Annotated in this window: 13 protein-coding genes and 1 pseudogene; all 14 read right to left on the bottom strand. The window is 29.5% G+C overall.

Features of this window, described 5'->3' with window-relative positions; all coding sequences use genetic code 11:
* Positions 1-13: 13 nt before the first annotated feature.
* Positions 14-595 (bottom strand): dTDP-4-dehydrorhamnose 3,5-epimerase, encoded by a 582-nt coding sequence (rfbC, locus tag ACVPPR_RS06700; protein ID WP_462303959.1) that lies wholly within the window; start codon positions 593-595, stop codon positions 14-16.
* 2 nt (positions 596-597) lie between these two features.
* Complete coding sequence (gene rfbA / locus ACVPPR_RS06705; protein WP_462303960.1) at positions 598-1,470, bottom strand: glucose-1-phosphate thymidylyltransferase RfbA; 873 nt, start codon at positions 1,468-1,470, stop codon at positions 598-600.
* Between the two features lie 164 nt (positions 1,471-1,634).
* Positions 1,635-3,035, bottom strand: a complete 1,401-nt coding sequence (locus ACVPPR_RS06710; protein ID WP_462303961.1) for a lipopolysaccharide biosynthesis protein — start codon at positions 3,033-3,035, stop codon at positions 1,635-1,637.
* Positions 3,036-3,182: 147 nt separating this feature from the next.
* A pseudogene (locus tag ACVPPR_RS06715) lies at positions 3,183-3,342 on the bottom strand (LbetaH domain-containing protein); the annotation flags it as partial.
* Positions 3,343-4,198: 856 nt separating this feature from the next.
* Positions 4,199-5,011 (bottom strand): LicD family protein, encoded by an 813-nt coding sequence (locus ACVPPR_RS06720; protein WP_462303962.1) that lies wholly within the window; start codon positions 5,009-5,011, stop codon positions 4,199-4,201.
* Positions 5,012-5,223: 212 nt separating this feature from the next.
* Positions 5,224-6,186, bottom strand: coding sequence for a glycosyltransferase (locus tag ACVPPR_RS06725; RefSeq protein ID WP_462303963.1), 963 nt, complete (start codon positions 6,184-6,186; stop codon positions 5,224-5,226).
* A gap of 168 nt (positions 6,187-6,354) precedes the next feature.
* A complete protein-coding gene (locus ACVPPR_RS06730; protein WP_462303964.1) occupies positions 6,355-7,413 on the bottom strand; it encodes a glycosyltransferase family 4 protein in 1,059 nt (352 codons plus the stop codon).
* 228 nt (positions 7,414-7,641) lie between these two features.
* Complete coding sequence (locus ACVPPR_RS06735; protein WP_462304813.1) at positions 7,642-8,172, bottom strand: IS30 family transposase; 531 nt, start codon at positions 8,170-8,172, stop codon at positions 7,642-7,644.
* A 333-nt stretch (positions 8,173-8,505) separates the two neighbouring features.
* Entirely contained in the window at positions 8,506-9,591 is a 1,086-nt protein-coding gene (locus ACVPPR_RS06740; RefSeq protein WP_462303965.1) for an EpsG family protein, read from the bottom strand.
* 21 nt (positions 9,592-9,612) lie between these two features.
* Entirely contained in the window at positions 9,613-10,707 is a 1,095-nt protein-coding gene (locus ACVPPR_RS06745; protein ID WP_462303966.1) for a glycosyltransferase, read from the bottom strand.
* Between the two features lie 39 nt (positions 10,708-10,746).
* Positions 10,747-11,532 (bottom strand): glycosyltransferase family 2 protein, encoded by a 786-nt coding sequence (locus tag ACVPPR_RS06750; RefSeq protein WP_462303967.1) that lies wholly within the window; start codon positions 11,530-11,532, stop codon positions 10,747-10,749.
* A gap of 22 nt (positions 11,533-11,554) precedes the next feature.
* The gene (locus tag ACVPPR_RS06755) at positions 11,555-12,421 is read right to left on the bottom strand and encodes an NAD-dependent epimerase/dehydratase family protein (protein ID WP_462303968.1); all 867 of its coding nucleotides are present in this window, start codon (positions 12,419-12,421) and stop codon (positions 11,555-11,557) included.
* 62 nt (positions 12,422-12,483) lie between these two features.
* A complete protein-coding gene (locus tag ACVPPR_RS06760; RefSeq protein ID WP_462303969.1) occupies positions 12,484-13,089 on the bottom strand; it encodes a sugar transferase in 606 nt (201 codons plus the stop codon).
* A 47-nt stretch (positions 13,090-13,136) separates the two neighbouring features.
* A complete protein-coding gene (locus tag ACVPPR_RS06765; RefSeq protein WP_462303970.1) occupies positions 13,137-14,972 on the bottom strand; it encodes a polysaccharide biosynthesis protein in 1,836 nt (611 codons plus the stop codon).
* Positions 14,973-14,984 lie beyond the last annotated feature (12 nt).

Consider the following 14,984-nt stretch of genomic DNA (forward strand, 5'->3'; position numbering starts at 1 on the left):
TCACCTTTCCTTTTTAGATTTCGCCGTATACAAACGGGTTATCTTTTTCAAACTCTGTAAATGTTGGTTGTGCAGCATCTTTTTCAGAAGTAATTGCTTGACCAAAATCAATTGGCCAATCAATATTTAATTCAGGGGTTTTGAATGAAATACCACCATCTGCAGTTGCATTATAATAACCGTCACATTTATATAGAAAGTTGACATTATCAGTTAATGTCACGAAACCATGCGCATAACCTTTAGGAACCAATAATTGGCGATGATTACTTGCAGAAAGAATATATCCTTCCCACTGTTTATAGGTAGGTGAACCCTTTCGAACATCAACAATAACATCCAATACAGCACCAGTCACAACACGAATTAATTTTGTTTGTGCAGCTTCACCACGTTGAAAATGTAATCCTCTCAAAACGCCAGCCTGTGTTGATAACGAATGATTATCTTGAATAAAATCAATATCTATACCAGCTTCTTTGAAGTCTTTGTCTGAATATGACTCTGTAAAGAATCCACGATTATCACCAAATATGGCTGGTTCAATAATTTTAACATCTTGTAATTTTGTAGTGGTAACTTTTAATTTTCCCATTTTTATTTATCCTCTTCTGCTATACGTAACAAATATTGACCATAATTATTTTTCTTCAATGGCTGAGCTCGTTCAATTAATTGCTTGCGAGAAATATAACCCATTCGATAAGCAATTTCTTCCAGGTTAGCAACTTGCATATTTTGCATTCTCTGAACAGTTTCAATAAACTGACCAGCTTCAAGTAAACTTGCATGTGTCCCTGTATCTAACCAAGCAAATCCACGTCCCATGATTTCAACATGTAATCGTTCTTGTTCCAAGTACACTTTATTAATATCCGTAATTTCAAGTTCACCACGTGGTGACGGCTTAATATTTTTTGCAATTTCAACAACATTATTATCATAAAAATATAATCCAGTAACTGCATAATTACTAGCTGGATGATCAGGTTTTTCAACAATTGAAATAGCCTTATGATTTTCATCAAATTCGACAATACCGAAACGTTCCGGGTCACGTACTTGATAGCCAAATACGGTTGCACCTTCTGGTTTGGCTACAGCACGTTTGAGCATTTTAGTCATACCTGGACCATAATAAATATTATCCCCTAAAATAAGAGCTACACTATCCTTACCAATAAAATCGGCACCAATAATGAATGCTTGCGCCAATCCTTCTGGTTTAGGCTGAATGGCATATTCTAAATTAATCCCAAATTCAGAACCATCTCCCAATAACTCCTTAAAACGTGGCGTATCTACTGGTGTTGAAATAATTAAAATATCCTTGATACCTGCCAACATGAGCGTTGATATTGGATAATAAATCATTGGTTTATCATAAATTGGCATCAATTGTTTACTTGATGCACGTGTAAGTGGATACAGCCTTGTTCCACTACCTCCAGCTAATACTATTCCCTTCATAAATAACTTCCTCCTATATACAGATGTTAATAACTGAATTAGTTTATCATATATTATAATTTATTAATTCAAAATATATGCGCATATCTAAACATAGACCCCTATACCAAATATCCCGAAAAACAGTTTACTATCAACATATTTTTCAGGATACTGAATTAAAACTATATTTTTTTCATTGCACGCACTGCTTGTAAAATATCTTTCTTTTTAATTATTAAATATACGATTAAAATAACTATATATCCGATAAATGCCCCAAATACTGATAGATACCATGCTAAAGCAATAAACGCGATAATCATCACGGTTTCAATCAACATTTCCACTGAAAATTTTATTTTTAATTTTGATTTAAGATAAAGTTCAGCAATGGTACTTCGAATTGCCATTACAATTATTATTGTAAATACTGTCATTGTTAAATTATGTAAAGTAAATACGGAAACAATCGTCAATATTACACTAATGAGCAATGTAATCACGTTTATAAATAATAGTTGTCTCTCCATACGTAACACTTTCAAAAAAGTATTAGATAAAATTTCGAATTTAGCTTGATATGCCACCATCGGAAAAAGCACCGACATATAAATTAACGCCGAGTTATATTTTGGTAACCATAAAGGAATTAGGTAACTGATTGGGAAATATACCAAAATTCCTATAAAAATGGCTGGCATTAATGTATCACGAAGTATCGGATATATCTCGTTCATTTTATCTCGTTCTACTCTTCTTAATTTTGGAAAAAGTACAAGACTAATTGCGCCAATAAATACCATTAATAAATTTGAAATTTGTAAAGTTAATGATATTTTCCCAAATGTTTCGATTCCCCAGCCATTTTGAATCCCGATTCGAACGACACCGATAATCAGAAGAGAAGCAACATTTGCGATTAGCAATTGGGATCCAACTTTAATATTCAATCTCATTTCTGACCAAGTCCAATGAAAATTATTAATTCCAGAAATAAATATATCTTTTATTAAAAACCCTCCATAAAACATAGCCACTGTGTTGCCAAAAATAAATGCCCCAATTAGCAGTTCAAATTTCCTGTAACCCAGAAGTAGTAACAATATTATTGATATAACATATAGTAAACTAGATATTAATGTGATTACTGAATATTCCCTGACTCTATTAGTTAACTGCAGTACAAATTTAAAAAAAGATTGGGCTATGTATACAATTAAGTATCCTGCTAAAGAAAACGCAATAAATGCATAATGTGAATTTTCCATAAATAACCCAGAAATAACTATTAGAACAGCAAAAAATAGTTGCAAAATCATCAACATAACAAACTGAGAGAAAAATTTATTTTTATCTAAATCAGAATACTTTTCTCCACCGTAACGTAAGTAAATTCCATCAAGCCAACCTAGTGGAAGTAATCCCAAATAACTTGAAAAAAAAGTAAATAACTGCCAGTACCCAAACTCTTTTACACCAACTAATTTTGGGACAACTAAGATTACAATTGTTGAAACCATAAGTACAAGCACGTTAGAAAAAATTACGTATCCAAAATCTAACAATATTTTTTTAAGTTTCATCCTATAATTCCTTTTTTTTTGACATTTTTTTAAATTCACTACTGTTCAAAAATGTATCAATATTTCCATTCAACAATTTGTTATCACTCGAGAAAAATTCGTCAGGAATTTTAGAATAATCTAATTCAATCAATTTTTTTATTTGATTTTCTGTAAACCGAAATCTAATTATTTTAGCTGGGTTTCCTCCAACTATAGCATATGGAGAAATATCTTTCGTCACCACACTTTTAGCAGCTATTACGGCCCCTTGTCCCACCTTAACACCTGATAAGATGAAAGCACCCTGTCCAATCCAAACGTCATCTTCAACAACGATAGGTCCATTAGAAATTGCTTCTGAAACTTTATTTTGAAATTTAACCTCAAATGGAAATGTAGTAAAAATATTTAATTTATGATTCCCGCCGCCCAAAAATATGACGTCTTTTGCAATCGAGACAAACGAACCTATAATAAGCGCTTCATTTTCAGCACCCCATGTTTCGAATTTTATACCGCCATATGTATGATTTCCAACCGAAATTTTTTCCATAGGAAATCTATTTACAACAACTGTCTCATTATGATGATTACTTTTTCGCCATTTATATCTCATTATTTCTAATTTAATTCGATAAGTTATTCTATTATATTTTATTGCTTTAAATGTATCAACTATTTTTCCATCCATATTTCCACTTTTCTCCCAATCTAAATATTGCTCTTATGGTAAATTACCGGACAAAAATATTGTTTGATATCTAGCTTTTTTTGAATACGTTTGCTAATAATTTGACCATTCATTATTAAAATTGAACCAGTTATTATATTTATTCATTGATTCATAACGTGCTCCATCGACTAAAATTATTGCTAGGAAATTTTCCCATTTTTAAATAAAGAATGAAATCCTTCAATATAGATGATTTTTTCATGAATAGGACTATTTACCCCTGTTTGCTAATAGACATGATTCAAACAGCTAACTTATCTATTAGCTGTTTTTCAATATCACTATGAATAATTTTACCCTTTAGTCAATAGAACTTCTGAAATCTTGCTCATAACGCTTTGTCGTAAAAGCACCTCTTATGATATAAGATATCGAACGAAATTTTGTCCGTAAATACATCTATAGAATCATAATACAAAATTAAGTATCAATACCTAATTTTTATATATCATTTTTTCCAACTAACCTCTAATTTATGTGTACCCTGATGTGCTAAATCTGGTATTTCCATGAAATTTCCATAATTATGTTTTAAATATGCTTTATATTCTCCAGGAACAAAAAAATCAATTCCATTAAATTTTAATTTCTTTCGATTGGTAAACCATTCTTCAGGAAATCCCTCTTTATCTGTCAAGCTTTGTCCCTTAATAACAAGTAAAGATACCCTTTTAGAATCCGTTTTATTATATTTCTGAACCAATAAATCAAAATACTTATTTAATATATTATTCGATAAAAATTTTCCAATTATCCAGAGAATTAATGTTTTCACACTATCAGGATGAATAATTAACGTTACTGTAATAAGGCTTCTAACTATTCTCACTTTCATTAAATATAATTTATTTTTTTTTTTATTTTCTGGTAAATTATCACTAGGGAAAATATCAATAAATGCTCCACCAGAAATTCTAGATTGACGTTCTCTTAGTGTAGTAGTATTATCAACAATTTTAATATATGGTACTTTAAACCTCGTTTCATCATAAGGAGATAACATTTTATACCTATCAGATTCTCTAAAAGTTTTAATAAATTTCATATAATCTCTTCTTGGCATGACCAAATCAACATCATCATCCCATGGAATAAATCCGTGATGTCGAACTGCTCCTAGTAATGTTCCACCATCTAAACAGTAAACTAAATTATTTTCGTCTAATATTTTTACAACGTATTCTAAAATATTAAATTCAATTTTTTGAATTTCTTCTAGCGTTAGTAATTCATCTCTCTTCAAAATTAATTCTCCCTTCATAATATGCTCATTATCTACTATCTAACAATTTTTAATTAACTTTAAATTTTTTTTAAAGTTAATTAAAAATACTAAAGAAAAATTATCAACAAATATATTCAAAATCAGCTAAATCATTAATAATTTTTTTATTCGGATATTTGATGTAGGAGCACTTTAGCTGTTCTAATGAATCTTATCATCAATCGCTTCTATGTTAATTACTTTAAAATTTAATTAAGAAAAATTCTGAGACACAATGCAATATTAATCAACCAATCATAATTCGATATATACTCATGCCTATGAAAAATTATTGATATAATATTTTTCTTTTTAAACCTGTCAAACGATTTTGTATATTCAAATATAATCTTATTAGCTAAATCAAGTTCATTTCTATATTGTTCACTATCCATCTCAAATAATATTTTATACATTTCAGAAAGAAACTGAATGTTCCTTGTATAATCAACTATCTCTCTTTTTCTTAGCTTATTAAATTTAGATACATCGGTTTCTTTTTTTTTCGATTCTGATCTGACAGCACTTTTCCCATGTTTTCGCCAACTACCTAATTTAGTGCTAACAAAATATGCTTCCGACCTCATCAAGGCTGTAGACCAAACTGCTTGATCATGTGAAACCCATTTTGCAATATCAAAGGATTCATTAGCAACATTCATAAAATCTTTTCTAACCGCTAATGACCATCCAGGACTAATGATATCATAATTTTTTCGATTAAATTTTATTTGGGCCACCCTATCCTTACTACTTATTTTTATTTGCTTACGCTCATGTATTCCGCCTTCTTCTATTTTTTCATCGTATGCATGTGCAAGAACCTTTATATTTTTATTAGAACTCATAATTTTTGTCATTACTTGTAGTTTATTAGAATACCAAATATCGTCCTGATCACATAAAAATATTATTTCACCACTTGCTCTATTCATGATATTTATAAAGTTATCACGCCATCCAATATTTTTTTCATTAATTGAAAAATGCCAACTATCTAAACAATTATCGTTAATAAATCTCTGAACTATGTCACTAGTATCATCAGTTGACCCATCATCTTGAATAATGACTTCATCAGGTAACACAGTTTGACTAATTAGGCTTTCTAATTGTTCCTTTATATATGCTGCCCCATTATACGTAGACATCACTACAGATTTTTTAATCATATTTAACCCTCTATTAACAAATTTATTTGTACGGTTATATTTGGTATTAACTTCATTCTATAAATAAAAAATATTTTCTATATGTTAACAAAAAATAAATTTAATTCATTACTTCTTGCTAAATTATTCAGAGTAACCATCATTTAAGTTTTATGCACACTAATAATTTTATTTTACAATTTCTTCTAACTTAGTAACAAAATAATTAAAATCATGCTCATATTCTCTACCACCATTATTTGGAATATAATTATCAATTTCAAATGATGCATAATTATATTCCATATTTTGTTGTATTTTATCCCTAATCTCTCCAACATCAAATGGATTATTTATTACTGCTTCATCAGGAATATCTTTAAATAAATCTACTATGCCTACCGTACGGCTAATCAAAATATTAGCACCTAAAAATGAAGCTTCAGCAACAGCCAATGAAAAACTTTCAAACGTGCTATTTTGAACATACAATTTTGCATTTGCTAATATAGCATTTACTTCTTTTTCAGAAAGACTTCCGCGATAACTTACGCACTCATACTTTTTTAAGTCTTCAGTATCTGGACCATCTGCTCCAGCAATGATTAATTCAATATTCATTTTTGTTTTAGCATTTAACTCATCAATTGCTTTAGCAACGACTATGTTATTTTTCATAACTCTTCCACCGCCAAAAGAAACAACAATATCTTTTTTTTGAAGAAACGATATTTTATCGTATTTATCACCACTTTTATAAGGGGTTACATTATAAAAATAATCTATTTTTTTGGAATAATCCGGATTTATAATTTTTAAAAGCGTTGCAAAACTTTTTGAGACAGTAAATATCTTGTTAGAATTTTGAAACATAAACTTTTCTAACCTAGTATATTTCCACCCTTGGAATATGTTTCCATTTTGTAACTCATTATATTCCTGTTCGTTAAATCTATGTCCTTCTATTGATGACATTCCATGAGCAATATAAATAATTCTTTTTTTTTGCACCTTTGCAAAAAAAACCGCAAAATAATTAATTTTAGAAAGCGTCGAAATGACAACTACGTCAGAATTCCTCATTGCCTTCCATAATTTATTTATTTTCCTTGATTTTTGATATTTTTGATGTTCAAAATTAATGATATGTACATCAACGTATTTATCTTGTATCGCTTTTGTTAAATTACGATTTGCAATCGCTGGACCCTTGGATAAGGTATGTTCACCCACCAGTAAAATATTCATATCATTAATTTCTCCTCTGACTTACTTTTTTAACGACGAATTGTCAAATCAAGTGCAACAATTTATTATAAAATAATTCATAAGGTGCCTTCCATCCCAAAATTTTTCGAAATCTGTTATTTAAGTATAGCTATAAATTATTGAATATCATTTTGACTGTAATTATCAACATCCGTTCTTTTAGGTAAATATTCACGTATACCCATTAACATTTTCATTAGTGCCTCGTTACCATGGAGCATGCGCATCAAGAAAATAGATGGGGACGTTTAGTACATTAGTTAATATAGCGTATTTTTCTCTATCTGTTATAGCTGTTAAAATATGACTACTGGGTAATTTTGATAACAATCGAATCATCATTGAAATTGCTTTTATGGAAATCTTTTTAGGTACTTTAGCTGTTAGTAAGTATCGACTACGTCGATCAACTAAAGTGACAATACCTGAGTGACCTAATTTTTCAATGACTGTATCAGCTTTCCAATCACCAATTCGATTACGCTTGTTAGCATTTTCCGGTCTATCATAAATTGTATTAAATATTTTTATTTCGCCACGCGTTTCAATATGAGACGCTGAATGTCTTGTTTTGCCACGATGTCGTAACTTACGAACGATTCCTTTAAAACTACGATTTTTTAATTTAATTCTCAGGTTATTTGAGTAAATTGCTCGATAAATAGTATTGTAGCTAATTGAAAATTGACTAGATTCATGTTTTAACCTACATGATGTTTGTTCCGACGACCAAGTCAGTCACGTAATTAAATCAATAACCAAATTTCTTAACTCATTATTTTTTGAATTTAATTTTCTTTTAGATTTATTCAGCCGTAGGCTACTTGAGCGTCTACGGCTGAATAAACGAAATGATTACAGCGTAATTCATGACTAACAGATGATTGGTAATTGCTACAATTCTTTTGCAATTGACCGAACCGATAGATTTAAATGAACACCTAATAGTATTGTTTCTCGTTCATTTGCAGTAAAATGATGATAGTATTTTATAAGCTTTTTTATTTTAACTGAGTATTGTATTTCAATTATAAATTCACCACTAAATTAATTTTTGCATGGATTTCCATTTTAATTAAATATATATGGAGTAATAGTCGTCCAATTAGGACGATAAATTAAAATTATTACAAAATAAGAAATACTTAAAATAATAACACCAATATTCATAATTAATCTAACCCAAGGCTTATTAATCATATTAATTGCATTACCCACATAAATTAAATAGGCCATACTAAAATCTAAAGCCATTCTATCCAAAACTGCAAATTTTGTTGATAAAATTAATATTACAATATTCAATATAAGCATCATCTGTAATATATTCCATGTTTTATTGCTAAAGTTTTCCAAAAAAAGTTTCTCAGTCGTATTTTTTTTAGCATACAATCCAATAAATAAAAACACAATTAATACTAAAATATTAAAAAATGTACCCCATTTCAAACTTGTATCAAATGTAGTCCCTTCATAATAGTCATATGTTGGCATTAAACTAACAAATATATTCATGATTTGAGATAAATAAGTCATTAATGCTAGTGTAATAACAAGTATAAAAACTAGCATTTTTTTTGTTACTGTTACATGTTTAAAAAATAAAAGTATCATAAACAAAATTGCCGCCTTATGAAATAAAAAAGCAACAAATACCGTTAATATAAATTTAGTTGTTTTATCATTAACTAGATATTTAAAAGCAAGCATTAATACAGCGATAGCCATAGCTTGTCTCATGATGTTCATAGATTGTGCCATAAATCCCATCGTGATGAATAGAACTATACTAACTACGATATTAGTCGAATATTTTTTCAAGAAAAAATATAAAAATATGCAAACTACAAAAGAACTACAGACCAATAATATTCTAGGATTACTTGTTATATGTGCTAAAATACGATTAAAGTATAAAAATCCAATTTCAAATCTGGAATTTAAAATACTATCTCCGTGATTCAAGATTGGACCCGTAGAACTAGTTCTATTAAAAAGCGATACATATACGGGTGTATCACTCCCAATGGTCAGTGCCCTCCAACCAACTACAACAAAAATTAATCCAATTGAAAAAAATAAATATGCACTTTTACTAAATCTAACGATACTAGAACTGAAGATAGTAAACATTAACATAACAATATAAATCATCATAACTTATCATTCCTTTATTCGTTAGTAATATAAATCTTCCCACAATTTAGAATTAGTTTTTGCATCAAAACCATTCTTTTTAAAATACTTTTCTACATTACACACATGATTATTTAAATTAATTTCTTTAATTTTATTAACCCAATCCTTTATATTTTTACTTTTTATACCAATATATTCAGCGTGTACGATATTAGCTTCTTTAGTGATTGTATCACTAAAAATTATTGGCAACCCATTGGCTTGTGCCTCTACTCCAGCCATTGGTAAGCCTTCAAAGTATGATGGCATCAGAAAAATATCCATAGCTGAATAAAATTTTTCAGGACTCTTCGTAGAATTTATTATTATTACATCATTTTGTAACTCAAAATTATTTATATCTTTTATTATTTCATTTTTGTCTGGCCCAGATCCAATTAATAATAATTTCGTATTTTGTTTTTCAGAATGTAGTACCTTGAAAATATTCAATAAATATTTATGATTTTTTTGTTTGGCAAACCTTCCAATATGCCCAATCAAAATAGTATCATTGTTAATTTGATATTTATCTCTTATTTCATATCGATTACTATTATTATATTTAAACTTACCAATATCAACAGCATTAGGTATTACCTTATAATTTTTTCTTGGCCAAAATAGGGTTTTCCCCGCTTCTTTAGAAGCAGCTATATATTGATTGACGCCCCATAGTACATTCAAACTGAATATTCGATTCCGAGGTCTCTTCCACAATGACTCACTTAATTTTGTTGCATGACTATGTACAATAATATTAGGAATCTTCATCTTTTTTAGCATTCCTAAAGTAAATCCCCATTCTGAAATAGCATGGTAATGGACATTTTTATAATGATACTTTTTAATAACGGATTTTAATGATTCTCGTAATTTAGAGATACTAGCATCATCTTTTTCCACTAAAAATATTTTCCCACCCATTTGTCGTATTTCATCAGCATAGGTATCTCCAGGTGCTTCTACTGCCATGAAATCAAATTGGAATTTAGACCTATCAATGCTTTTATATGCATTCATTACAACACTCATTCTACCGTCTTTTCTAGTTATTGTTCCGGGTAACTGTAAAATTCTAATAATATCTTCCACTGATTATTACCTCCAAGGTTAGTACAAATGTTTTCAAATTTATTTTCTATTTTTACGAGATATAACATTTTTAATAAAAAATAACATTGAGACTATACTTGAAAAATAATTTAATTTAGCCACATTTCTATATATTTTCCAGGTCCAGATAATAGTCTTAAATTTATTACTTGAAATTGACTTATGTATTCTATACTGTGCCATTGATTTTGATGTTTCCAAATAATCGACAATAACATTGTCTTTTGTCATAGCAATCCATGTTGCGTAATCTTCATGACCTATATGTGGCATACTATATTTTTTAATTACTTGGCTTTCAATCATAACAGTTAATAACCCTACCTGGTTTCCACGAATCATCTTTTTAAAATCTATATGCTTGTCCTTTCCAAATCTTTCACCAATAATAAATCCTTTTGAATTAATTAGCTCATAATTCATAAATGAAAATTGACTTTTATTTTTGACCATAAAAACAAGTTGCCTTTTTAACTTATCTTTATTCCATTTATCATCAGCATCCAAAAAAGCAATATATTTTCCACTTGAATTAGAAACACCTATATTTCTACTTTCAGCAACACCTATATTTTTTTTATTTTTAATTAAGTTAATTCGTGAATCGATACTCAAAATTTCTTCAAGAATATCAAGTGACGTATCTGACGAAAAATCGTCAATAATTATTAATTCAAAATTTTTATAGCTTTGAGAAAGTACTGAATTAATAGATTCTTCCAATGTAGTTGCAGCATTATGCACTGGCATAACTATTGATATTTTTTCCAATTTTTTTCCTTTCAAACCATTAACTATATTCATTAAACTTATATAACTAACTATTTTAGCTTTTCTCAATATATTCTATTTCAATAATACTTTTTTCAAGATTTGTTAATTGATAATTTCCATTAAAATTATATTTAATATTAATAATCAAACTTCCATAAACCTTATTCATTACATCAGTAAGATATGCCACCATTTTAACAGCAAACATTCCAAATGGTAAGATAATTGTTTTTTTACCATGTGCCTTCCGAATCATTTTTATCATTTGATTAGTATCCACTAATTTTTCATTTTGTGGACTAAATGTACCCCCTAGTTGCTGATTAATCATTTGATAAATAAATTCAACTAAATTTCCTATATAAATCATACTTCGTTGATTTTTAATACCAGGTAAAATGGGCAATTTTAAAGCCAACCTTGCTAGTGAATTGTAATTACCAGGAGCATCTTTACCATATACCATTGGTGGTCGTAATATAGTTATTATAAAATTATTGTCACTTAATGATTGAAGTTTAACTTCCGCCTCAGCTTTCGTTTCACCGTAAAATGTTTTAGGTCTAATTGCAGTCGTATCATCAATTACTTCAACATTTCTCAAAGTACCTGTTTTACCAAAAATAGCAATTGAACTCATAAAAACAAATTGCTTAACTCCTTCAGCTTTAGCCTTTCTAGCAATTTCAAATGGTAAATCACGATTTATTTTTTGATATATTTTCAACGTATTAACACTTTGTTTTTGGTGTACAATAGCAGCTACATGTAAAACCGCATCATACTTTCCAAAATTCATATTTTTCCAACTATCATCTCGGACCGAAATCCCATCAACTTCCATACCATTAGACTTTGCTCGTTCCATAAATGACCGTCCAATATAACTATTTTTGCCTGTAATTAAAACCCTTTTCATATCATATCATCCTTTTATATATATAAAACACCTCTTGATTAACATAAATCAATCTATACTAGTTATTTCTTGTCTATATCATTTCCATTAGTTCCTTCAGCTACTCCATCAGCTTTTAATACTGATAAAAACGTGCCAAAAAATAATTTTACATCACCTATAAATGTAATATGTTTTACATATTTACCATCAAGTCTACTTTTAATAGGAATAGGTAATTCATCACGACCTGATATTTGTGCTAAACCAGTTAACCCTGGTAACACATCATTAGCACCATATTTATCACGTTCATTAGCTAAATCATTTTGATTCCATAACGCTGGTCGAGGACCAATAATACTCATATCCCCCTTGAATATATTTAACATCTGAGGTAATTCATCTAATGATGACTTCCGTAAAAATTTCCCTACTGAAGTAATCCATTGCCCTGGATTATCTAATAAATGAGTAGGAACATCTGGGGTATCAATGCGCATTGAACGAAATTTATATATTTCAAATAATTTACGATTTTTACCAATTCGCTTTTGTCTAAATAATACTGGTCCCGGCGAAGTTAATTTAATGGCAATAATTAATATTAAAAATAGCCATGATAAAACAACTAATCCTATACTTGAAAGTAAGATATCAATTAAACGTTTAAAATGTTTTTGATACATAAATTTTTACCGCCTCACTATTGTATGTCTATTTCAATAACTAATACTTATGAGAGCTCTGACTTTTTATTATCTACTGCACCATTATGATTGTTAGCATATGCGATAATTTTTTCTTCTACTTCATCATCTGGTAACAATAATAATTCACTTGCAAAGGTTTTAATGTCTTCTGGATTTATTTTAGAAACAATCCCTAAATATATTTTATCAAATACCTTTTCACCACTAGATTCACCATCTGAAATTAATTCTTCATATAGTTTTTCGCCAGGACGCATACCGACTTCTTTAATCTCTATTTCAGATTCAGAAAGTCCGGAAAGTCTAATCATATTCTTGGCTAAATCAAGAATTTTCACTGGTTTCCCCATATCTAGAACGAACAATTGACCACCCTTTGCAATTGCACCTGATTGAATCACTAAACGTGATGCTTCAGGAATAGTCATGAAGAAACGAGTCATTTTAAAATCAGTAACTGTAATTGGTCCACCCGCTGCAATTTGACGTTTGAATAAAGGAACTACAGACCCGCGAGATCCCAAAACATTACCAAATCGAGTAACCGTAAACTTAGTATGTCCTTCTTCATTCAGGTTTGTAACAATTAATTCAGCCATCCGTTTTGTTGAACCCATTACGTTAGTTGGATTAACCGCCTTATCCGTTGATATCATGACAAATCGATCAACATTGTTGGCCTTAGCTGCCTCAGCGACATTAGTTGTTCCAAATACATTATTTTTCACTGCTTCTTTAGGATTATATTCCATTAATGGTACATGCTTATGTGCCGCCGCATGGTAAACAACATCAACGTGTAATTTTTCCATTAAACTAAACATTAATTCACGATCTCTGACATCTGCAATAGTTGGTCTAAAATCAATCTCACCAGTAGGATACTTTCTCTGCATCTCCTTAGTAATAAGATAGATTGAATTTTCACCATGCCCCAAAAGAATAACTTGTTTTGGCTGAAAACGAGACACTTGACGAACAATCTCAGAACCAATAGAACCACCCGCACCAGTTACCATAATAACTTTTCCAGTAATCGTATTAGCAATCTTATTCATGTCTAATTTCACTTCATCACGATTTAATAAATCTTCTATATTAATTTCTTCAAGTTCTGCTTTACCACCTTCAGAAATTAAATCTTCTATATTAATCATACGATTAAGGACAATATTTGTATCTGTTGCATGGACCGTATCAACAATGTAGCTATAGGCAGAGCCATCTAGCTCACTAATTGCCACTGTTACCTGATCAACTTTATGGTTATCTAAAATACGTGCTAAATCTTTAACCTGTCCTAAAACTTTTTTACCTTCCATTATCATACCAAATTTATTTTTATCATCATCTAAAAAACCAACTATCTCAAAAGTTGTATCTTCCATTTTGATTGTACTTGCAAAAAAGTTACCAGACCGACCCGCTCCAATAATTAGAACTTTTTTTTCAACTCCTGTATTACGTTTCCTAATACCATTAATTACACGCCATACATAGCGTGAGCCAGGTACAAATAGCGCGGAAAAAATAAGTGATAACAGAAAAAAACGACGTGAAAATTTTTCACCAATTAAAAATGTTGTCATCTCAGTAACACCAAATGATACTAAAAGACTAACCACAATAGCATCAATTTCTTTTATTCCAGTAAATCGATTTATATGGCTGTATACTTTTAAACATCCTGCCATTATGAGATAAATAGCAATTTCAATCAAAAAAAATATAACCATATATTTCGGTTCAATATATAAGTAGCGGCCAATAAAGGATAACGCTAATATATTTGCTAAAAAAATCAAAAATATATCTACCAATATTAATATAACTTGTTTCATACGTCTTGTTAATCTCATTTGATTTATTCC

Source organism: Dellaglioa sp. L3N, assembly GCF_054941095.1.